Origin of the sequence: Arenibacter echinorum (assembly GCF_003259375.1) — a bacterium.
Classification (GTDB): Bacteria; Bacteroidota; Bacteroidia; order Flavobacteriales; family Flavobacteriaceae; genus Arenibacter; species Arenibacter echinorum.
The window spans coordinates 333,856-355,839 of the sequence record NZ_QLLN01000001.1 but is presented as its reverse complement, the minus strand read 5'-3'; the positions used below and the strand labels follow the sequence as shown (position 1 = coordinate 355,839).

Genomic DNA, 21,984 nt, shown 5'->3' with positions numbered 1-21,984 from the left:
TGTTAACAATAATGAGCGTTTAATTAAGTATATTTCCCCCCTAAATCCGATATGGAAATCGGACTTAAGGAGCGTGTATGAAAGAGAAGGAAGCCACCCGAATAAACAAGTTTTTAAGCGAAATGGGGTATTGTTCGCGAAGGGCCGCGGACAAACTTATTGACCAGGGAAGGGTAACCATTAACGGAAAAGTTCCCGAAATGGGCACCAAAATTACCCTGGACGACGAGGTACGCGTAGATGGAGAACTTATTTCCGAACCTCAAGAAAAGCCAGTATACATTGCCTTTAACAAACCTATTGGCATTGTTTGTACAACCGACACCAGGGTGGAAAAGGACAATATTATCGACTTCATCAATTACCCAAGCAGAATATTCCCAATTGGAAGGTTGGACAAACCCAGTGAAGGATTAATTCTATTGACCAATGATGGAGATATTGTAAATAAGATTTTACGGGCCAGAAATAAACACCAGAAAGAATATATAGTTACCGTTGATAGGCCCATTACCAAGGCTTTCCTAGAAAAAATGGCCAATGGGGTTCCCATCTTGGATAGGGTAACCCGTAAATGTGAAATTGAGCAAATAGATAAGTTTCAATTCAGGATCATTCTAACTCAGGGGCTTAACCGTCAGATAAGGCGAATGTGCGAGTATCTGGGCTACAATGTAACCGCCTTAAAACGTATTAGGATCATGAATATTCAGTTGGACGTTCCCGTTGGAAAATGGCGATATTTATCCGAAAAGGAATTAAGTGAAATCAATGAAATGATTTCCGATTCCACAAAGACCCATCACAAGTAATAACAAAACAACTACCCCCTAATTTAATTTTAATAGTATGACCATGAAGATGGAAGAAATAGAAAATATTGAGTTATTGTACTTAGGTGTGGATGACTATCAAGAGCTTAAAACTGCTATGATTGAATCCTATACCACTATGCCCGAATCTTACTGGCGGGAGCATCAAATAGAAAATCTGATAAACAGATTTCCCGAGGGCCAAGTAGTTATAAAAGTAAATGGCCATATAGCCGGCTGTGCATTGTCCATTATTTTGGATTATAGCAAATTTGAAGACAAACACACCTACCAACAGATTACTGGCAATTATACATTTAATACCCATTCTCCGGATGGGGATGTACTTTATGGTATCGATGTTTTTATAAAACCGGAATATAGGGGAATGCGTTTGGGCAGAAGGTTATACGACTACAGAAAAGACCTTTGTGAACGCTTAAACTTGCGAGGGGTTGCCTTTGGCGGCAGAATTCCCAACTATCATAAATACATGGATAGTATCACGCCCAAGGAGTATATAGAAAAAGTAAAGCAAAAGGAAATAAACGACCCCGTACTTAATTTTCAGATTTCCAACGATTTCCATCCCAGTAAAATTCTAAAAAACTATTTGGAAGGTGACTCAGCTTCGGACGATTACGCCGTGCTTTTGGAGTGGGACAACATTTATTATGAAAAAAAGAACATAAAGGCAAGCGTCATAAAAAAGGTAGTACGGGTAGGGCTCATTCAATGGCAAATGCGACCCTATAAAAATCTAGATGATGTACTTCAACAAGCAGAGTATTTTATAGATGCCGTTTCCGGGTATCGCTCAGACTTTGCCCTGTTTCCTGAATTCTTTAATGCTCCCTTAATGGCAGAGAACAATCATTTATCAGAGTCTGCTGCTATTAGAGAGTTAGCCCAACACACGGCCACTATCGTACAACGATTTTCTGAATTTGCAATTTCCTATAACATCAATATTATTACAGGTAGTATGCCAGAAATAATAGATGGAGGGCTTTACAATGTTGGTTACGTCTGTAAAAGAGATGGTACCAAGGAGCGATATGAAAAACTCCACGTAACTCCAGACGAGGCAAAGGTATGGGGCATGCAAGGAGGCAACGAACTAAAGGTATTTGACACGGATTGCGGAAAGATAGGTGTCCTGATCTGCTACGATTCCGAATTTCCGGAATTGAGTAGGTTATTGGCAGATGAAGGAATGGATATTCTATTTGTTCCCTACCTAACCGATACCCAAAATGGCTTTTCCAGGGTCAGAAATTGTTCACAGGCCAGGGCCATTGAAAATGAATGTTATGTAGCTATTGCAGGAAGCGTGGGCAACTTGCCCAAGGTACATAATATGGACATTCAATATGCCCAATCCATGGTATTTACCCCCTGTGATTTTGCTTTTCCAGCCAATGGGATAAAGGCCGAAGCCACACCAAATACCGAAATGATTCTGATCGTTGACCTGGATATAGATCTACTGAGGGAACTAAACCAATTTGGTAGCGTTAGAAACCTAAAGGATAGAAGAACGGATATTTTTGAGGTGCGCAGAAAGAACTGAATTAAACCAATATAGCAAACTTTTTAAACCTTACCGGATGCCATTGCCTCATAAAGGACCAATGTCTTGGGTAGGACCAAAATCGTTGTAGGGGAATCACTGTGGCAAAAGCTCTTAGAAATTGCTGTTTCCCTAAAGTATCAACAACAGTTGGGCTGCGAACCGTACACATTGCTGTTTGCCCAGCTACACTGGCTTTAGAACAAGCCACCTTAATTTATCGACCGGAAAACAAGGCTCCAGTAGCGGGGGCTTAACCGTCCTAGGCCTCCAAAAAATTAAACAAATTTTTAATAGGGTATTTCATTAAAAATCACTAACTTAGGAAGACAATCGTTCATTGATATAAGCTTTGAATGCTTAGCTTGAATTACCTACACCAACTACTATTTAGATTTATTGCGAATACCTCTGAGCGATTGGAACAATAAAATTTAAACAGATGAAACTCAAAAAAAATCCTTTTAGAAAAAACCCCCTTATAGCTGCAATAACCATTTTGTTGTTCTTTGGGGTAACGCCCTCCGTTTCGGCGGCCTTCCTGTACCAAGATATGCAGGAACAAGAAAATTCATTTAACCAATATCAAGGTAGAATTATAGATAGCGAAACCAATAATCCATTGGTATTTGCCACTCTTTCCATTGAAAATACGAATATTAGTACTGTCAGTAATACAGAGGGTTACTTTTCCTTGAAAGTTCCCAAAGATATGAGCGAGGGACAGGTTATCGTTTCCTTTTTAGGATATAAGACCAGAACAATCCCATTAAGCCAGTTACAGGAAAATAAAAATGAAATTGCTCTTGAGGTAAGCTTTACGGAATTGTCCGAAGTGAGCCTTGCCGTTCCGAAAGACGCAAAAGAACTAGTTAAGGAAACATTGCTCCGAAGGGGTGATAATTATTTTGACGACCCCACCTTAATGACAGCCTTTTATAGGGAAACCATTAAAAAAAGAAGGAAAAACGTATCCTTGTCAGAAGCAGTAGTCAATATTTACAAATCTCCCTACAATTCCGATCGGAGGGATGCATTACAGCTTTATAAGGCAAGAAAGAGCACCGATTATGATAAACTGGACACCTTGGCCATTAAATTGCAAGGAGGGCCTTTTAATACCCTCTTTGTGGACATGATCAAATACCCACAATATATCTTTACGGAAGAAACGTTTGATGATTATAACTTTAGTTTTGAAAATTCCACCAAAGTTAACGACAAACTCATCTTCGTAATCAATTTCAAACAAAAGGAAACTATTATAGACCCCTTGTACCAAGGTAAGCTGTATATAGATGCCGATAAAAAAATTCTGACCAGCGCCATCTATTCCCTGAACATTACGGATCGGGAAAAGGCCGCCAAAATGTTCGTGCGCAAAAAGCCTGCCCATGCCAATGTTTGGCCAACGGATATTGCCTACCGTGTGGATTACAGGGAAAAGAACGGAAAATGGTATTATGGGTACAGCAATGTCCTATTGGAATTCAAAATAAATTGGGACGATCGACTTTTCAATTCGGTATATAGTATGACCTGCGAAATGGCCATTACCGACTGGGAGAAGAATACCACAGGAGAATCACCCAAATTTAAAGATCGAATTAAATCTTCCATAATTTTGGAAGATGAGGCAATAGGATTTTCAGATCCGGATTTTTGGGGCGAGTATAATATCATTGAACCCGAAAAATCTATAGAATCTGCAATTAAGAAAATACAAAGGCAATTAAGAAGGTCCAAATCCAAAGAGGACTCTTCCTCCTTGGGAATGTAGAATTATTATTTTTTAACATTCAAGTCCGTCATAAACATGACGGACTTTTTTTTATGCGATTTTTTATATATTTAGATGTTAGAAAACAAGATTAATGAAAAAAAGGAGACAGTTCTTTAAAACAGCCCTAGGGGCAGGGGTGGCCGCCCTAATACCATCAACAATATTTGCCAATCCGAACGAAAAAATATCGGCACTTACAACCATAAAGCCAAGAGCATTAAAAAAAGGTGATACTATTGGTCTTATTGCACCTGGTTATGCCATAAAACCCGAGGTTTTGATAGAAGCCAAAGAAACATTGGAAAAAATGGGATTTATACCCTACCATACAGATCGCATACACGGTAACCATGGCTATTTTAGCAATACGGATTCGGAAAGGGTTGCTGATCTGAACGAAATGTTTGCCAATAAAAAAGTAGATGGTATTCTTTGCGCACGTGGTGGATACGGATGTACCAGGATTATGCATTTGATAGATTATGAGCTTATTAGAAAAAACCCAAAAGCTTTAATTGGTTTTAGTGACATTACGGCTCTATTAAATGGCATATACCAGGAAACTGGCCTAATCACGTTTCACGGGCCCGTAGGAAGCACCATCAATGACCCTTATAGTATTGAGCAACTGCAAAATGTGGTAATGAAATCCACAGGATTACCGCCTGTTATAAAAAATGTTGAAATAACAGATCTAGAGGAATATAGCAAGCCTGAATATGATCGATATTGCATTAACCCAGGAGTTGTAACAGGAAAGTTGGTAGGAGGTAGTTTAACTTTGGTAAATGCCCTAATAGGAACTCCCCATGAAATTGATTTTACGGATGCCATAGTCTTTCTTGAAGATATTGAAGAAGCCCCCTATCGTATAGACAGGATGCTGACCCAATTGATGCAGGGCCCAACTTTTAATAAAGCGGCAGGAATTGCTTTAGGGGTTTTTAAAGGGTGCGACAGTGTTCCGGACCCTAAATCGTTTACTCTTAAGGAAGTGATACTGGACAGAATAAAACCCTTGGGAATACCCGCTGTTTACGGTATGACATTTGGCCATATAGAAAACAACTTTACGCTCCCTTTAGGAATTAATGCCCAATTGGATACCAAGAAAATGACACTGCAAATATTGGAAAAGGCGGTCCGATAAATAAACCCCGCACAACCTATAAACTAGAAAATATTATTTAAAGAAATACCTCAAATCATAATGCAGCCATCATAAGTATGGCTGCTTTTTGGTTGAAACCAAGCACTAATCGGTTAGTTGGCCACCTCACTTATAAACTTCAATCTATATAACCTAAGCTCTTCATCCTCATATTCTCCATCAAATTCCTTTAAGGCCACTTCAAGATCGTCCGTATTGGCTTCCAAGAAGTAATCATGGATTTCCTCCTGCTGTTCTTCATCCAAAATCTCATCGATCCAATAGGCGATATTCAATTTGGTACCACTAAAGACAATTTGTTCCATCTCCTTGATCAATTCGTTAAGTTCCAATCCCTTGGCAGAAGCGATATCATCCAAGGGCAATTTTCTATCTACGTTTTGAATGATATAAAGCTTAAGGGAAGAATTGGCACCAGTACTTTTTACGATCAGATCATCGGGCCTTAAAATGTTGTTATCCTCCACATAGGCAGCAATCTGATCTACAAAGGGCTTCCCGTATTTTTTGGCCTTACCTTCCCCAACTCCATAGATATTGACCAATTCATCCAAGGATATCGGATATTTAAGGGCCATATCCTCCAGAGAAGGATCTTGAAACACAACAAAAGGCGGAACACCCAATTTATGGGCCTCTTTTTTTCTTAAATCCTTTAAAATTCTCAAAAGATTACCATCGGCAACTCCACCAGCAGATTTGGCAGCACTTACAATAGCATCATCTGCCGCCTTATTGTAGACGTGATCCATGGTCATCATAAATGATGTTGGATTCTTTACAAATTCCTTTCCTGAAGGAGTTACATGTAGTATACCATACTGCTCAATCTCCTTTTTCAGCAGTCCGGCTACCAGGGTTTGACGTATCAAGGCCATCCAATAGCCTTTATCTTTATCTTTTCCAATACCAAAAAAATCCTTTTCGTCAGTTTTGTGGGAAGATATCAAGGCGTTGACCTTTCCCGTCAGTGCCCTTACAACCTCTTTGGACTTAAATTTCTCGCTAGTCCCAATTACTACATTGATCAGCTTAACCACATCGTCCTTGGCCTCTTGCTTTTCCTTGGGGTTACGGGTATTGTCATCCATATCGGCACCGTCGCCGTTTATTTCGTCGAATTCCTCTCCAAAATAATGAAGTATAAATTTTCTTCGGGACATTGAAGTTTCGGCATAACCCACAATTTCCTGTAGCAAGGCGTTTCCAATCTCCTGTTCAGCAACGGGTTTGCCGGACATGAATTTTTCCAGTTTTTCCACATCCTTATAAGAGTAGAAAGCAAGGCAATGTCCCTCTCCCCCGTCCCTACCAGCCCTACCAGTCTCTTGATAATAGCTTTCTATGCTCTTGGGAATATCGTGATGAATTACAAAACGGACGTCCGGTTTGTCGATTCCCATCCCAAATGCAATGGTAGCAACTACAACATCTACATCCTCCATAAGGAACATATCCTGGTGCCTGGACCTAGTTTTACCATCCAATCCCGCATGGTAAGGTACCGCACTAACTCCGTTTACCTGCAATACCTGGGCAAGCTCCTCTACTCGTTTCCTGCTAAGGCAATAAATAATGCCCGACTTGCCCAAATTTTGTTTTATAAAACGAATGATATCACTATCAACATTTTGAGTTTTAGGCCTTACTTCGTAATAAAGATTTGGTCTATTAAAACTTGCCTTGAACACCTTGGCATCAGTTATTCCTAAATTTTTAATAATATCTTCCTGTACCTTGGGGGTCGCCGTAGCAGTTAGGGCAATTAACGGAATGTTATCCCCCAACCTACCAACAATAGATTTAAGATTGCGGTATTCCGGCCTAAAATCGTGTCCCCATTCCGAAATACAGTGGGCCTCATCCACCGCCACAAAGGATATGGTTTCCCCTTGCAAAAAATCAACATATTCCTCCTTGGTCAAAGATTCCGGAGCAACATACAAAAGTTTGGTTACCCCACTGCTTACATCACTTTTTACCTGCTTGATCTCTGTTTTTGTCAATGAAGAGTTCAACACATGGGCCACCCCTATCTCACTGGACACGTCCCTTATTGCATCTACTTGATTTTTCATTAGGGCGATCAATGGTGATACCACAATTGCCGTACCTTCCTGCATCAATGCTGGCAATTGATAACAAAGGGATTTTCCACCTCCCGTGGGCATTATTACAAAGGTATTTTTACCTTGTACAATATTCTTAACAACATTTTCCTGTAAACCTTTGAATTGGGAGAATCCAAAATACTTTTTTAGAGAGGCATGTAAATCAATCTCATTTATACCCATACCGTATACTTCACCATTATTAATATTATATATTGACGCCAACGCCAAAAATGAAATTCCTTAAGTTAAGGAATTTTTGTGTCTTAAAGAGGTATTTATTTGAAATAAATTTGTTCTAATTTAAAATATTCTATAAACTTAAGTTTATGTAATTTTGTAGAATAAAGATAAGACTTTCTTTTAGGAAAATCATCACATAATTTTAATTTACTTTGAGCGACACCAAAGCTATATTGGCCATAGCAAAGAAAACCATTGACAATGAGGCCGAGGCAATATCCTTTTTAGCGACTCTCTTGAACGAAGATTTTTCCAATGCCGTGGAATGCATCAGACATTCCAAGGGGAGGGTCATAATTTCCGGAATTGGGAAAAGTGCCCTAATCGCTTCCAAAATTGTTGCCACCTTAAATTCCACAGGTACCCCTTCCATATTTATGCACGCTGCCGACGCCATACACGGTGACCTAGGAACCGTACAGAAAGATGATGTGGTTATCTGCATATCCAAAAGCGGAAATACTGCCGAAATTAAGATGCTGGTGCCCTTAATAAAACGGGGCAAGAACAAATTAATAGGAATGACAGGGAACCTCGATTCCTTTTTGGCGGCACAGGCAGACTTTATTTTAAATACCTATGTTGAAAAAGAGGCCTGCCCCAACAATCTTGCACCCACAACCAGTACAACTGCTCAATTGGTCATAGGGGATGCCCTAGCCATTTGTCTATTGGAACTCAAAGGATTCAGCAGTAAGGATTTTGCAAAGTACCACCCAGGAGGTGCGCTTGGAAAGAAATTATATTTAAGGGTAGGCGATATTGCCAGTAATAATCAGATCCCCCAGGTCCGCACCAATAGTGACGTAAAATCTGTGATCATAGAGATCTCCGAAAAAATGTTGGGGGCCGCGGCCGTATTGGAAGACCAAAAAATTGTTGGGATAATAACAGATGGCGACATAAGGCGGATGCTCAACAAATATGACAATATTTATGGTTTAACCGCCAAAGATATCATGAGCGTTACACCTAAGACAATAGCTTCCGATGTCCTTGCCGTAAAGGCATTGGAAATAATGCAAGCCAATAAAATATCACAAATATTGGTTGTTGATGGAGAGAATTACAAAGGAATAGTACATTTACACAATTTAATTAAAGAAGGCATACTGTAATGGCAAAAACGATTAAAACCCCAAATGAAATGTCCTTTCTGGACCATTTGGAAGAACTAAGATGGCATTTAATAAGATCAACCTTAGCCGTAGTTATTATAGGAGGAGTAGCTTTTTTAATGAAGGGGTTTATTTTTGATACGGTCATTTTTGGGCCGATGATGCCAGATTTCCCAACCTACGGTGTTTTTTGCGACTTCTCCAAGTTATTGGGTTTTAGTGAAGCATTTTGCAATACGGAACCGGAATTTACGGTGCAGAGTAGGCAAATGTCGGAACAATTCTCTGCACATATCTGGACTTCCATTTGGGCAGGTTTTATTATCGGATTCCCCTATGTGCTTTATGAAATGTGGAAATTTATTGCTCCCGGCCTATACGACAACGAGCGTCAGAACGCAAGGGGATTTATCTTTATTGCTTCCTCCCTTTTCTTTATGGGGGTATTGTTCGGATACTACGTTGTAGCTCCTCTTTCCATTAACTTTTTGGGAGGCTACTCCATAAGTGATTCCGTGGTAAGGGAAATAGATTTGATTTCCTATATCTCTACGGTAAGGGCGGCTGTAATAGCCTGTGGTTTAATATTCGAATTACCCATTATCATTTATTTCTTGACCAAAATAGGATTGGTTACCCCGGAAATACTCCGTAAATACAGAAAAATAGCACTGGTTGTGGTACTTATTATATCCGCAGTAATTACTCCTCCGGATGTAGCCAGTCAGATAATTGTGGCGGTCCCCATTTTAATCCTGTACCAAATAAGTATTTACATTTCCAAAGTGGTTCTTAAAAGAGAAGCCAAAAAAAATCAGAAGAAAAATGTCAAATCAAGTTAAGGAGTTCAACGCCTATCGTTCCAAAATGAACGAAAAGCTCTTAGCGGACAACAACAAGATCATAAAAAGAATCTTCAACTTGGACACCAATGCTTACGCCGCCGGTGCTCTGGACGTAAAGACCAAAGAGTTATTGGGATTGGTTGCTTCGGCTGTACTGCGTTGCGACGATTGCGTAAAATACCATCTGGAAAGCTCCTATAATGAAGGCGTCAGCAAGGAAGAAGTTATGGAAACTTTAGGCATAGCCACCCTTGTCGGCGGCACCATAGTAGTCCCCCACTTGAGAAGGGCTTATGAATATTGGGAGGAATTGGAAAAACAAGAAGGTTAAAAAAACTACAATATCTTTTCCTAAACTAATATAAGGCTTAGTTTTGGAGGAATAGAAAGGCACTATGAAGCTAAGAGCAGATAACATTATGAAGTCCTACAGGGGACGACAAGTAGTTAAAGGAATTTCGTTGGAGGTCAACCAAGGCGAGATTGTTGGTTTATTGGGTCCCAATGGTGCCGGAAAAACAACATCGTTCTATATGATAGTAGGGTTGATAAAACCCAATGGAGGTAATATTTATCTTGATAAAATGGAAATTACGCAGTTTCCCATGTACAAAAGAGCGCAAAATGGTATTGGATATTTGGCTCAGGAAGCCTCTGTATTTAGAAAATTGAGCATTGAAAAAAATATTCTGAGCGTTCTTCAATTGACCAAATTGAGCAAGAAGGAGCAACTGATGAAAATGGAATCGCTCATAGAAGAATTTGGCCTGGGACACATACGTAAAAACCGTGGAGATCTTTTATCAGGTGGGGAAAGAAGACGGACCGAGATTGCAAGGGCCTTGGCAACGGACCCAAAATTTATCTTATTGGACGAACCCTTCGCTGGAGTAGACCCAGTGGCCGTTGAGGACATTCAGAGAATTGTGGCCCAACTAAAAAATAAGAATATTGGCATTCTAATTACAGACCACAACGTACAGGAAACTTTGGCAATTACAGAGCGTTCCTATCTTATGTTCGAGGGTGGTATCCTTAAATCTGGGATTCCTGAAGACTTGGCAGCCGATGAAATGGTCCGCAAGGTGTATTTGGGACAGAATTTTGAACTTCGTAGAAAAAAATTGGATTTTTAATTATATCCACTCCCTCCCAATCGATAATTGTTCAAAGCATTCACCCTTCCAAAGTCAATACATTTTTATAGTCCATTATTTATTCAATGGGCCCAACCTGTACGAAGTCAATTTTTATAAGTAATCAATCTGATTTTGCAACTTTTAAGTTATTCACCAGAGAACTTATAATATAAAAAGCTATGATTCCCGGAATAGCCATAAATTTCATGGTGAGGATCAATACAAAACTTACCGTTATAAAAATATAGCGTAGGGCATTATCCCGAAAACTCCAATTTTTAAACTTCAGGGCAAATAGACCAATACGGGCATTTAACAGATACGAACTCAATAGCGTTGTCCCAATCAAGAACCATTTATTCAAGATTATGGTATTTAAAAAATCATTGTTGTGATATAGTAATATTAAGGGAAAAGAAAGTATCAGCAAAGCATTGGCAGGGGTTGGGAGTCCTATAAAGGAGGATACCTGATTTTCATCAAGATTAAATTTTGCCAATCGATATGCTGAGGCCAGAGTAATTAAAAATCCAAAAAAAGGAATCAACGGAATGTCGAAGGCTGCCCAATGCATAGTATCCGGCGTTTCTGGTTGAAGACCTATGTTCCATCCACCGCTATAGGACATATTCAATAGTTGAAACATTACTATACCAGGTACCAAACCACTTGTAATTACATCGGCGAGGGAATCCAATTGCAGCCCCAACTCACTTTTCACGTTCAAGGCCCTAGCGGCCAATCCGTCAAAAAAATCGAAAAAAATACCCAAAAAGACAAAAAAAGCAGCTACCTCCAACTTGTTCAAAACTGCAAAAACGGTGGCTACACAACCACAAAAAACATTTAACAAAGTTATAATATTGGGAATATGGCGCTTCATAGGTCTTGTTTTATTTGGTTGGTCACCTACATTTGCACATTGCAACTTAGGTACCATGATGTAAAAATACCATTTATTAAAAAATGCTGTTAAAATATATCCTGTTTTTTATAATAGCTTGGACTATCCATCTTAAATCCTATAAATTATTCGATATTTGCGTTGGTAATTTCAAAAAATAGTGGCTCCCAATAGTATATGAGCATAAGGATTCTTTTTATAACATTTTTTTTGGGCCTGATGTTCAACGGCACCGCACAGGTAAGGGAATTATCTCCCGAATCCCAAATAAGCGTTTTAACCTGCGGCTCAGGCAGCGACCTGTATACCACATTTGGACATAGCGCTTTTAGAATCCAAGATCCCACCCAGGGAATAGACTGGGTATATAACTACGGGACTTTTAATTTTGACCCGCCCATGTTCTATGTGGAGTTTGCCATGGGCAAATTATTCTATTCCTTGAGCAAGCAAAATATGCCCAATTTCCTGTATGCCTATGAAATGGAAAATAGATGGGTAAAAGAACAACTCCTGAAGCTTACCCCTACAGAAAAGAATAAATTGTTCCAATTTTTGGAAAATAATTATCGCCCAGAAAACAGGGATTATAAATACGATTTCTTTTTTAACAATTGCGCTACTAAAATTGGGGATGTGCTTCAAGAGGCCCTTGGTGAAAATCTTCATTTTAACGAAGGACATTTGGAAAAAAACTACACCTTCAGGCAGCTTATACACCAAAACCTAATTACCAATTCTTGGTCCAGCTTCGGAATAGATTTGGCCCTGGGGTCAGTAATAGACAGAACAGCAACGGTTAAGGAGCATATGTTCTTGCCCATATATGTTATGGAACAATTGGACAATACCACCTTGTCCGAACACGATTTAGTAATTAGGGACAGATCAATTTTAACAACCGTAAAAAAGGACGAAAAGGGATACTTTCTGGCCTCCCCCCTATTTTGGATATTGGCAATGTCATTGTTTGTTTTGACCATCACCTATATCGACTTTAAGAATCATGTCAGGAGCAGGGTCATAGATTCCGTACTGTTTTTTACTACAGGGCTGGCCGGGGTGCTACTGATTTTCCTTTGGTTTTTTACCGACCATACGGCTACCGCCAATAACTTTAATATCCTTTGGGTATTTCCGTTGAATTTAATTGTTGGCTTTGTCATCGTTAAAAAGAAGGATGCCCCCAATTGGCTGCCCAAATATTTATTGTTTCTGCTGGGACTATTAAGTTTAACCGTGGTATTGGCAATATTTAAAGTACAGGTTTTCTCTCCCTTGGCCATACCCCTTTGGATTATGCTTGGCGTTAGATATCTTTTTTTATGGAAGTTTTTCCAACAACACATCAGTTTAAAATAACATCTTAGATGAACCTACTTACTGTAGAAAACATATCCAAATCATTTGGCGAGTTATCACTTTTTTCAAACATTTCCTTTGGTATTAACAAGGACCAAAAGATTGCGTTGATTGCCAAAAACGGTAGTGGAAAGACTTCCATCTTAAACATACTATCCGGCAAGGATGCCTCGGACAGCGGCCAGATAAACAGCCGTAAGGGCATTCGAATTTCCTTTTTGGAACAAGAACCGGAACTTGATCCCAAATTAACGGTGGAGGAAACCATCTTTGCGTCGGACAATGAGGTTTTAAAAGTTATTCAAAATTACGAACATGCACTTCTGGATCCAGAAGATGCAGATGCCTATCAAAAGGCCTTTGAAGCAATGGAACGCTATGATGCCTGGGATTTTGAAACCCAATACAAGCAAATCCTGTTCAAATTAAAACTGGAAGATCTGGATGTAAAGGTAGATCTACTTTCCGGAGGACAAAAGAAACGTTTGGCCTTGGCCAACGCCCTTATTAACAGGCCGGACTTACTTATATTGGATGAACCTACCAACCATTTGGACCTGGAAATGATCGAGTGGCTGGAACAGTATTTCGCCAAAGAAAACATGACCCTCTTTATGGTTACCCATGATCGTTACTTTCTGGAAAGGGTATGCAACGAAATTATTGAACTGGACAATGGGCAGCTGTATTCCTACAGGGGCAATTATTCCTATTATTTGGAAAAGAAAGAAGCCCGTATAGAACAGGAGGTAGTGGAACAGCACAAATCAAAAATTCTGTTCAAGAAAGAATTGGATTGGATGCGCAGGCAGCCCAAAGCCCGAACCACTAAATCGAAATCCAGGATCGACGATTTTCATACCATAAAGGAAAAGGCAAGCCAACGCAGAAAGGAGCACGAGGTGCAGCTGGAAATTAATATGGAACGTATGGGCAGTAAAATTGTGGAACTCCATAAAATATCCAAATCCTTCCCCAACAAGCCCATTTTGGATAAATTTGAATATAATTTCCTGAAGGGAGAACGTATCGGGATAATAGGAAAAAATGGTACAGGAAAATCTACCTTTTTAAATATACTAAGTGGCACCGTACAACCGGACAGTGGCAAGGTAATCATAGGCGAAACCATTAAGTTTGGCTATTATACCCAAAAGGGGATTACGATAAAGGAAGGTCAGAAAGTAATCGACGTTATCCGCGATTTCGGGGATTATATTCCGTTAATGAAGGGAAAACAAATTTCTGCCCAACAATTGTTGGAACGTTTTCTGTTCGACCGTAAAAAGCAATATGATTTTGTAGAAAAATTAAGTGGAGGGGAACGCAAACGCCTATACCTGTGCACCGTATTAATACAAAATCCGAACTTTTTGATCCTGGATGAACCTACCAACGATCTGGACATTGTTACGCTAAACGTATTGGAAAGTTTTCTACTCGACTTCCCGGGCTGTCTTTTGGTAGTTTCCCACGACCGTTATTTTATGGACAAGATTGTGGACCACCTCTTTGTTTTTAGGGGAAATGCAGAAATTGAGGACTTCCCGGGCAACTATTCTGATTTCAGAACTTATGAGGACAGTAACATACAGGAAAACAAGGCTTCTAAAGAAAAAGCCAACGAAGTAAAAAATACCAAGAACACTTGGAAAGAGGAAGAAACGGGAAAAAAGCTTTCGTTTTCGGAACAAAAGGAGTACCAACAATTGGAAAAGGAAATCAAAAAACTGGAATCCCAAAAAGTGGAAATCCAGAATAAATTCACGGACAGTACGCTTACCGGTGAAGATATTTCCAAATTATCCATTGAGCTCAAGGTGATTACAGATGCAATTGAAGAAAAAACGGAGCGCTGGTTCGAACTTTCCATGTCCATGGACGAATAAATCCTGTACAATATAGTTGACATGTTAAATAGGCTATTCGCATTTATAAAGTTCCGGCTGTCATCCAACAATCAGCACGGGGTACACTCCCCGTTTGTTTACGGATTTATAACCAAATGTCTTTATGCTGCCCCTCATTTTACAACATCGAAGTCCCACAATATCCTATTAAAAACAATAGCCTATTTTGAACTTGACCAGATACAATTGGTCCCCGCCAATATTGCTTTGGAAAAAGAAATATTAAAATACCTAAAAGGGGTATCCTTCACCAATACCTCCAACGAATTAATTTTTATTGACAAGTTGGATACAGAAACCATTAATGAATTTATTATTAACAATGATAGCATTTCCAACGATGCCATTGTTTTCGTAAATGAAATATACCAAACTAAGGACACTCATAAATTATGGGAAAGCATAAAAGAATTGAATCAGATAAAGGTAACCTTGGACCTATTTTACTGCGGACTGGTATTTTTCAGAAAGGAACAAGTCAAGGAGCATTTTAAGATTCGGATATAAACCCGTATTTTTAATGGAGATAAGGAAATTGAAAAAATATGACCGATGGACTACATCATTTACATAGTGCTTGCCGTTCTAGGAGTTATTTTCTTTGTTGCCCAAGGGTTTACCAAAAGAAAATCTAGAGACAGAAAATCCAGAAAATTCATGGAAGATTACAAGAGGGAGGATAGAAACAAGTCTAAAGACCAAGTATAGAACAACATAAGAATTGTTATTGGACAAACCCTGCTATACACTACTCCTACACTCCCCTATTATCCAAAAAACTAATTAGTACCTAAATAAATATACATTTACCGGAATGAAAATATATACCAAGACAGGCGATGATGGCACAACAGGTCTTTTTGGCGGTACCCGGGTACCCAAGCATCACATCCGTATAGAAAGTTATGGTACTTTGGACGAACTCAATTCCTGGATCGGATTGATACGGGATCAGCCAATGGAGGATTCCACCAAGCAAGTGTTGATAAGAATTCAAGAGAAATTATTTACCGTAGGAGCCTTGTTGGCCATTGACCCGGAGAAAGAAAGACTAAAAAGTGGAAAAGACCGATTAAATATTCCTAAAATTGGTACCGGGGATCTAAACTTTTTAGAGACGGAAATAGATCTAATGGAACAGCACCTGCCCCCCATGACCCATTTTATATTGCCGGGAGGGCATACAACAGTGTCATATTGTCATATTACAAGGACTATTTGCCGTAGGGCCGAGCGTCTGGTCTCCCAATTGAACGATTTTGAGCCTGTAGACCCTATTTTATTATCCTATATAAACCGACTTTCCGATTTTCTCTTTGTATTGGCACGAAAATTGTCCTTTGATGTACAAGCCGAGGAAATTAAGTGGATTCCGGAGAAGCGGGACTAATAAATTCGTTAATTCTTCGTTATCAAATTATTAAAGCGATAAAATTAGAATATAATTAGATGAATTTTATGCAAAAAAACTTGGCCGTTTCAGTTTAAAAATTACTTTTGCAAAATATTAAAAAATAAACAATTACGATGTATTGGACATTAGAATTAGCATCCTACCTAAGTGATGCGCCCTGGCCCGCAACAAAAGACGAATTGATAGATTACTCAATTAGAACCGGTGCACCTTTGGAGGTTGTAGAAAACCTACAGTCCATGGAGGAAGAAGGAGGGGAGATTTATGAATCAATCGAAGAGATTTGGCCAGACTACCCCACGGAAGAAGACTATCTTTGGAACGAGGACGAGTATTAAAATATTAACGGAATTACAACAAAAAAGTCTCATATGAGGCTTTTTTTTTACGTAATTTTGATGTTGGAAATCTTAAATCCAAAAGAGGGCACTACACGTGCCTACTAAAATATTTTGTGCATATACATTGTAAAAGACTTTTACCAAGTCTTTCATTAATAACAGAAATCATTATGAGTTTTTTAAATTCAGTATTAAAGGTATTTGTAGGGGATAAATCAAAGAAAGATGTCAAGGACCTACAACCTTTGGTCAATCAAATAAAATCGTTCGAAGCGGCGTTGGAAAAATTAAGCCACGATGAACTTCGGGAAAAGACTGCTTATTTTAAAAGTAAAATAAAGGAAGACTGTAAAGAGATCAATGAGCAAATAGACAAGTTGCTAAAAGAGGTAAAGGAGTCTGCAGACATAGACAAGAACGAAGACATTTATGCAGATATAGACAAACTAAAGGAGGAGATATATACCATTTCCGAAAAGGCCTTGACAGATATGTTGCCCGAAGCCTTTGCCGTTGTAAAGGAAACTGCAAAACGCTTTGCCAATAATGAAACCATTACCGTTAAAGCTTCGGAATACGATAGGCTACTTTCCGGTTCAAAGGATTATGTTACCCTAGATGGCGACAATGCCATTTGGAAAAATTCTTGGGACGCCGCCGGTAAAGAAGTTACCTGGGACATGATACATTATGATGTGCAATTAATTGGAGGCATTGCCCTTCACCAAGGAAAGATTGCAGAAATGCATACTGGGGAAGGTAAGACCTTGGTGGCTACCCTTCCACTCTATTTAAACGCCCTAACTGGAAACGGAGCACATTTGGTTACAGTAAACGATTATCTGGCCAAAAGGGATAGCGCTTGGATGGCGCCCATATTTGAATTCCACGGACTTTCAGTGGACTGTATAGACAAACACCAACCCAATTCTGACGGACGTAGGGCTGCCTATAACGCGGATATTACCTATGGCACCAACAATGAGTTCGGTTTTGATTATCTTAGGGATAACATGGCCCATACTCCCAGTGACCTGGTTCAAAGACCACATAATTACGCCATAGTGGATGAGGTGGATTCTGTTCTTGTAGATGATGCCCGTACCCCCTTGATCATTTCAGGTCCGGTACCGGAGGGCGATCGACATGAATTTAATGAACTGAAGCCCAAAGTAGGTGACATTGTAAACAAGCAGCGTGCCTATTTAACCGGAGTTTTGGCCGAGGCCAAAAAGTTGATTACCGAGGGAGACTCCAAAGAAGGTGGTTTCCTTTTATTGCGTGTACATAGAGGTCTTCCAAAAAATAAGGCCTTGATAAAGTTCTTGAGTGAAGAAGGGGTAAAACAGTTACTTCAAAAAACCGAGAACTTTTATATGCAGGACAACAACCGTGAAATGCCAAAGGTAGATGAAGAACTTTGGTTTGTTATCGATGAAAAAAACAATCAGATAGAGCTTACCGAAAAGGGAGTTGAATATCTATCCGGGGATGGAGAAAAGGACTTTTTTGTAATGCCGGATATTGGCAACGAAATAGCAAAAATTGAGAATCAGGATCTTGAAATCAATAAGGAAGCCGAATTAAAGGAGGAATTGTTCAAGGATTTCGCCATAAAAAGCGAACGTATCCATACCATGAACCAGCTTTTAAAGGCATACACACTTTTTGAAAAGGATGTAGAGTATGTGGTAATGGAAAACAAGGTTATGATCGTTGACGAGCAAACAGGCCGTATCATGGATGGTAGGCGTTATTCTGACGGATTGCACCAAGCCATTGAAGCCAAGGAAAATGTAAAAATCGAGGCGATGACCCAAACCTTTGCCACCGTAACCTTACAGAACTACTTTAGGATGTACAGTAAACTGGCAGGGATGACCGGTACAGCTGTTACCGAAGCTGGGGAATTTTGGGAAATTTACAAGTTGGATGTGATGGAAATCCCTACCAACAGACCTATTGCAAGAGACGACAGACAAGATTTGATCTACAAGACCAAACGCGAAAAGTACAATGCCATTATAGATGAGGTCACCAAAATTTCACAATCCGGTAGACCGGTACTTATTGGTACCACCTCAGTAGAAATCTCGGAACTTCTTTCCCGTATGTTAACGATCAGGAAAGTACCCCACAACGTACTTAATGCCAAATTGCATAAAAAGGAAGCGGATATTGTAGCCGAGGCCGGAAATGCAGGTGTGGTAACTATAGCTACCAACATGGCAGGTCGTGGTACCGATATTAAATTGAGTACAGAAGTGAAGAAAGCCGGGGGTTTGGCCATTGTAGGAACTGAACGCCATGATTCAAGAAGGGTAGACAGACAGCTAAGAGGTCGTTCTGGCCGACAGGGAGATCCAGGAAGCTCTCAATTCTATGTTTCCTTGGAAGATAACCTTATGAGATTGTTCGGATCGGACAGGGTAGCTAAAATGATGGATAAAATGGGCTTGGAAGAAGGAGAAGTAATCCAACATTCCATGATGACAAAATCTATTGAGCGTGCCCAGAAGAAAGTGGAGGAAAACAATTTTGGTGTCCGTAAGCGATTGTTGGAATACGATGATGTTATGAACGCCCAAAGGGAAGTAGTCTACAAAAGAAGACGTCACGCCCTACAAGGGGAGCGACTTAAAGTAGATATTGCCAATATGATCTACGATACCTGTGAGGTAATTGTAGACACCAATAAGGCGGCCAACGATTTTAAAAACTTTGAATTTGAACTTATAAAGTATTTCTCCATTACCTCTCCTATTAGTGAAAACGACTTTTCAAAAATGGGTGTACAAGAAATGGCGAACGTTATTTATAAAACGGCATATACCCATTACAAAAACAAAATGGAGCGCAATGCTGCCACGGCCTTCCCAGTAATAAAAAAGGTTTATGAGGACAATGCCAATAAGTTTGAAAGAATCGTGGTACCATTTACGGATGGCATAAAATCTTTGAATGTGGTTACCAATCTTCAGGAGGCCTACGAAAGCAATGGCAACCAATTGGTTACGGATTTTGAAAAGAACATTTCCCTCGCCATAATTGACGATTCCTGGAAAACACATCTACGAAAAATGGATGAATTAAAACAATCCGTTCAATTGGCCGTACACGAACAAAAGGATCCCTTGTTGATCTACAAGTTTGAGGCCTTTGAACTTTTCAAAGGAATGATAGAAAAGGTGAACAAAGAAATCGTCTCTTTCTTGTTCAAGGGAGAACTTCCAACACAGAGTCCGGAAATCCAAGAGGCCAGAAATATTCGCAAACCAAAGGAAAACTTAAAGACCTCCAAGGAAGAAATTCCAAACAGTGATGAAATGTCGGCACAAAGTAGGGCTGTTGGCCAGAATCAAGGTGGAAGGCCACAGGTAACCGAAACCATTGTGCGGGAAAAGGCCAAAATTGGAAGAAACGAAAGGGTTACCATTAAGAATGTAATGTCTGGTGAAAGTAAGACGGTGAAATACAAACAAGCAGAACCGCTTTTGGACAAAGGCGAATGGGTAATTATAGAAGATTAGCAAAAATACCGAACACCTTTATAATTGAAGTAGTACATCAAAAAAAGCGACGCCCCTCAAAGGCGTCGCTTTTTTATTGTCCAAATTTTAATATATTTATAACAACACTAAGGTTTTTTCTGACGGAAAAGTAGAATTAAAATCGAATAAAAAAGGTGAAAAATTGGGGCCAAAAATCAATAGATCCAAAATCCAACCTAATAGCCAAAGGGGATTTCCATAAAAATATTGTTTTAACCTTAAAATTCATCCCGCTTTAATTCAAACGATTATCTTTACCTTCAGAATACAACCATTAACCAATTTTTAATGCAAATACCCACTCTGGATCAGTACCGACTAAAGGACAAAGTCCGTTTAACGTTAAGGGTTAACTATATTTCCTCTGTCCTTTCCATTCTTTTTGGTATTATCTGTATATTTTTCCTAAAGATCACTGAAATAATTCCCACTACTTTTATCCTTTTTGGCACTTTAAATTTGGCCAACACCCTATTGTTCCATAAGCACCAACTACTGGGATTAACTTACAATATTACCTCGATAATGGCCTTGGCATCCTCTGTTATTGTTACCATATACAGTGGTGGCATTAACAGTCCCTTTATTTTTGTGTTGGCCCTAGTGGTTTTTGCGGGATACATCAGTACCAAAGAATATGGCCGTATTTATTTAAACCTAAACTTGCTGATTATTATTCTGATCTACTCCCAGAGTATAGCGGAATTTAATTTTACGGAAAATTTGGTCCCCGAAGAAAGTAAAAATATTTTTGCCCTTTTTAGTATTCTTTTCTCTGTATATCTCTTGGGGGGTGTCATAGGAAAAAACCTTCTTAAGGCACATAACGAATTACATAAAATCAGAAACGAAAACGAGGCCCGTATCAGGGAAAAAGACACGCTACTAAAAGAAATTCACCATAGGGTAAAGAATAATCTACAAACCGTATCCAGCTTGCTTAGTCTTCAATCCAGAAGCATTGAAGAGCCTAGAATAAAAACTTTAATAAAAAGCAGTCAAAATCGGGTAATTTCTATGGCCATGGTACATGAGATGTTGTATATGCGCCACGATTTGTCCAAAATTGAATACAAGTCCTATGTGGAGGAATTAAGTGACTATCTCATACGTTCCTTTAAAGGCACCGAAAACAATATTAAGCTGAACATCATAATCCCGGATATTAAACTCGGGATAGACACGGCCATCCCACTAGGATTATTGATCAACGAAGTAATTACCAATGCCCTTAAATACGGTATTAAGGATAATGACCAAGGGGAAATACATATAGAACTTGTGAAATCGAATGGCAAAGATTATATACTCTATATTGGTGATGACGGCGAAGGCTTTCCCGAAGGAATCAGCCACAAGAACACAAAATCGCTTGGACTAAAACTCATCCATAATCTGTCCCGCCAATTAAAGGGATCCATAAACAGGGACTCCTCTAAAAAAGGCACCAACTACATTGTCAAATTTTCCGATATTCAACATCCCTTTAAGACCTAAGGACATAAATAGTATCTACACTACTTCGCAATTTTTCCTTGATGTTTATGAAAACAAACTGAGGATGAGTCTTATATGGTCGTAAAATCGGATCCCGAAAAATACCTTATTCCTTTTCTTGTTTTACCGACACTTTCAAAGGTCTCAGAATACCCTTTGTTTTAGGAAAAATAACAATATGACTAAGGCCAAGAAATATGAGGACTAAAA

Annotated in this window: 18 protein-coding genes; 16 read left to right on the top strand and 2 right to left on the bottom strand. The window is 39.2% G+C overall.

Annotated features, from left to right (window positions below):
• The first annotated feature begins 77 nt into the window (after positions 1-77).
• The 4 genes from rluF to LV92_RS01540 all read left to right on the top strand — a co-directional run bounded on the left by rluF (position 78) and on the right by LV92_RS01540 (position 5,318).
• The gene (gene rluF, locus LV92_RS01555) at positions 78-812 is read left to right on the top strand and encodes a 23S rRNA pseudouridine(2604) synthase RluF (RefSeq protein ID WP_111621920.1); all 735 of its coding nucleotides are present in this window, start codon (positions 78-80) and stop codon (positions 810-812) included.
• A 43-nt stretch (positions 813-855) separates the two neighbouring features.
• A complete protein-coding gene (locus LV92_RS01550) occupies positions 856-2,385 on the top strand; it encodes a carbon-nitrogen hydrolase family protein (RefSeq protein ID WP_111622318.1) in 1,530 nt (509 codons plus the stop codon).
• Positions 2,386-2,827: 442 nt separating this feature from the next.
• Positions 2,828-4,165: a carboxypeptidase-like regulatory domain-containing protein gene (locus LV92_RS01545; protein ID WP_111621919.1), complete on the top strand. Its 1,338-nt coding sequence runs from the start codon at positions 2,828-2,830 to the stop codon at positions 4,163-4,165.
• Positions 4,166-4,259: 94 nt separating this feature from the next.
• Positions 4,260-5,318, top strand: a complete 1,059-nt coding sequence (locus LV92_RS01540) for a S66 peptidase family protein (protein ID WP_111621918.1) — start codon at positions 4,260-4,262, stop codon at positions 5,316-5,318.
• A gap of 113 nt (positions 5,319-5,431) precedes the next feature.
• Here the strand turns inward: LV92_RS01540 and recQ are convergent, their stop codons facing one another.
• The gene (gene recQ / locus LV92_RS01535) at positions 5,432-7,633 is read right to left on the bottom strand and encodes a DNA helicase RecQ (RefSeq protein ID WP_111621917.1); all 2,202 of its coding nucleotides are present in this window, start codon (positions 7,631-7,633) and stop codon (positions 5,432-5,434) included.
• A gap of 212 nt (positions 7,634-7,845) precedes the next feature.
• On the opposite strand from recQ, the gene LV92_RS01530 reads away from it, so the two are divergent.
• The 4 genes from LV92_RS01530 (at position 7,846) to lptB (ending at position 10,792) form a co-directional block, all read left to right on the top strand.
• Entirely contained in the window at positions 7,846-8,811 is a 966-nt protein-coding gene (locus LV92_RS01530) for a KpsF/GutQ family sugar-phosphate isomerase (RefSeq protein ID WP_111621916.1), read from the top strand.
• The gene (gene tatC, locus LV92_RS01525) at positions 8,811-9,653 is read left to right on the top strand and encodes a twin-arginine translocase subunit TatC (protein ID WP_111621915.1); all 843 of its coding nucleotides are present in this window, start codon (positions 8,811-8,813) and stop codon (positions 9,651-9,653) included. Before LV92_RS01530 ends, tatC begins: the two co-directional genes overlap by 1 nt.
• On the top strand, positions 9,637-9,987 hold the full coding sequence (locus tag LV92_RS01520; protein ID WP_111621914.1) for a carboxymuconolactone decarboxylase family protein: 351 nt from the start codon (positions 9,637-9,639) through the stop codon (positions 9,985-9,987). The genes tatC and LV92_RS01520 overlap by 17 nt, the downstream gene beginning before the upstream one ends.
• Before the next feature lie 64 nt (positions 9,988-10,051).
• A complete protein-coding gene (lptB, locus tag LV92_RS01515) occupies positions 10,052-10,792 on the top strand; it encodes an LPS export ABC transporter ATP-binding protein (protein ID WP_111621913.1) in 741 nt (246 codons plus the stop codon).
• 124 nt (positions 10,793-10,916) lie between these two features.
• On the opposite strand, the gene LV92_RS01510 is transcribed toward lptB, so the two are convergent.
• On the bottom strand, positions 10,917-11,678 hold the full coding sequence (locus LV92_RS01510) for a CDP-alcohol phosphatidyltransferase family protein (protein WP_111622317.1): 762 nt from the start codon (positions 11,676-11,678) through the stop codon (positions 10,917-10,919).
• 198 nt (positions 11,679-11,876) lie between these two features.
• Between LV92_RS01510 and LV92_RS01505 the strand changes: the two genes are divergently transcribed.
• The 8 genes from LV92_RS01505 (at position 11,877) to LV92_RS01475 (ending at position 21,774) form a co-directional block, all read left to right on the top strand.
• On the top strand, positions 11,877-13,061 hold the full coding sequence (locus LV92_RS01505) for a lipoprotein N-acyltransferase Lnb domain-containing protein (protein WP_111621912.1): 1,185 nt from the start codon (positions 11,877-11,879) through the stop codon (positions 13,059-13,061).
• Positions 13,062-13,069: 8 nt separating this feature from the next.
• Positions 13,070-14,950, top strand: coding sequence for an ABC-F family ATP-binding cassette domain-containing protein (locus LV92_RS01500; RefSeq protein ID WP_111621911.1), 1,881 nt, complete (start codon positions 13,070-13,072; stop codon positions 14,948-14,950).
• A 21-nt stretch (positions 14,951-14,971) separates the two neighbouring features.
• Positions 14,972-15,478: a hypothetical protein gene (locus LV92_RS01495; RefSeq protein WP_111621910.1), complete on the top strand. Its 507-nt coding sequence runs from the start codon at positions 14,972-14,974 to the stop codon at positions 15,476-15,478.
• Between the two features lie 45 nt (positions 15,479-15,523).
• A complete protein-coding gene (locus tag LV92_RS21705) occupies positions 15,524-15,679 on the top strand; it encodes a hypothetical protein (protein ID WP_170126264.1) in 156 nt (51 codons plus the stop codon).
• Positions 15,680-15,785: 106 nt separating this feature from the next.
• Positions 15,786-16,361, top strand: a complete 576-nt coding sequence (locus LV92_RS01490; RefSeq protein WP_111621909.1) for a cob(I)yrinic acid a,c-diamide adenosyltransferase — start codon at positions 15,786-15,788, stop codon at positions 16,359-16,361.
• A 137-nt stretch (positions 16,362-16,498) separates the two neighbouring features.
• Positions 16,499-16,723: a DUF2795 domain-containing protein gene (locus tag LV92_RS01485; protein ID WP_013994285.1), complete on the top strand. Its 225-nt coding sequence runs from the start codon at positions 16,499-16,501 to the stop codon at positions 16,721-16,723.
• 173 nt (positions 16,724-16,896) lie between these two features.
• Positions 16,897-20,256, top strand: coding sequence for a preprotein translocase subunit SecA (gene secA, locus LV92_RS01480; protein ID WP_111621908.1), 3,360 nt, complete (start codon positions 16,897-16,899; stop codon positions 20,254-20,256).
• Positions 20,257-20,565: 309 nt separating this feature from the next.
• Entirely contained in the window at positions 20,566-21,774 is a 1,209-nt protein-coding gene (locus LV92_RS01475) for a sensor histidine kinase (protein ID WP_111621907.1), read from the top strand.
• Positions 21,775-21,984 lie beyond the last annotated feature (210 nt).

Excerpts from the sequence above, each read along its gene's own strand:
- rluF (WP_111621920.1), top strand. The coding sequence starts at position 78 with ATGAAAGAGAAGGAAGCCACCCGAATAAACAAGTTTTTAAGCGAAATG.
- LV92_RS01550 (WP_111622318.1), top strand. The coding sequence starts at position 856 with ATGAAGATGGAAGAAATAGAAAATATTGAGTTATTGTACTTAGGTGTG.
- LV92_RS01545 (WP_111621919.1), top strand. The coding sequence starts at position 2,828 with ATGAAACTCAAAAAAAATCCTTTTAGAAAAAACCCCCTTATAGCTGCA.
- LV92_RS01540 (WP_111621918.1), top strand. The coding sequence starts at position 4,260 with ATGAAAAAAAGGAGACAGTTCTTTAAAACAGCCCTAGGGGCAGGGGTG.
- recQ (WP_111621917.1), bottom strand. The coding sequence starts at position 7,633 with ATGGGTATAAATGAGATTGATTTACATGCCTCTCTAAAAAAGTATTTT.
- tatC (WP_111621915.1), top strand. The coding sequence starts at position 8,811 with ATGGCAAAAACGATTAAAACCCCAAATGAAATGTCCTTTCTGGACCAT.
- LV92_RS01520 (WP_111621914.1), top strand. The coding sequence starts at position 9,637 with ATGTCAAATCAAGTTAAGGAGTTCAACGCCTATCGTTCCAAAATGAAC.
- lptB (WP_111621913.1), top strand. The coding sequence starts at position 10,052 with ATGAAGCTAAGAGCAGATAACATTATGAAGTCCTACAGGGGACGACAA.
- LV92_RS01510 (WP_111622317.1), bottom strand. The coding sequence starts at position 11,678 with ATGAAGCGCCATATTCCCAATATTATAACTTTGTTAAATGTTTTTTGT.
- LV92_RS01505 (WP_111621912.1), top strand. The coding sequence starts at position 11,877 with ATGAGCATAAGGATTCTTTTTATAACATTTTTTTTGGGCCTGATGTTC.
- LV92_RS01500 (WP_111621911.1), top strand. The coding sequence starts at position 13,070 with ATGAACCTACTTACTGTAGAAAACATATCCAAATCATTTGGCGAGTTA.
- LV92_RS01495 (WP_111621910.1), top strand. The coding sequence starts at position 14,972 with ATGTTAAATAGGCTATTCGCATTTATAAAGTTCCGGCTGTCATCCAAC.
- LV92_RS21705 (WP_170126264.1), top strand. The coding sequence starts at position 15,524 with ATGGACTACATCATTTACATAGTGCTTGCCGTTCTAGGAGTTATTTTC.
- LV92_RS01490 (WP_111621909.1), top strand. The coding sequence starts at position 15,786 with ATGAAAATATATACCAAGACAGGCGATGATGGCACAACAGGTCTTTTT.
- LV92_RS01485 (WP_013994285.1), top strand. The coding sequence starts at position 16,499 with ATGTATTGGACATTAGAATTAGCATCCTACCTAAGTGATGCGCCCTGG.
- secA (WP_111621908.1), top strand. The coding sequence starts at position 16,897 with ATGAGTTTTTTAAATTCAGTATTAAAGGTATTTGTAGGGGATAAATCA.
- LV92_RS01475 (WP_111621907.1), top strand. The coding sequence starts at position 20,566 with ATGCAAATACCCACTCTGGATCAGTACCGACTAAAGGACAAAGTCCGT.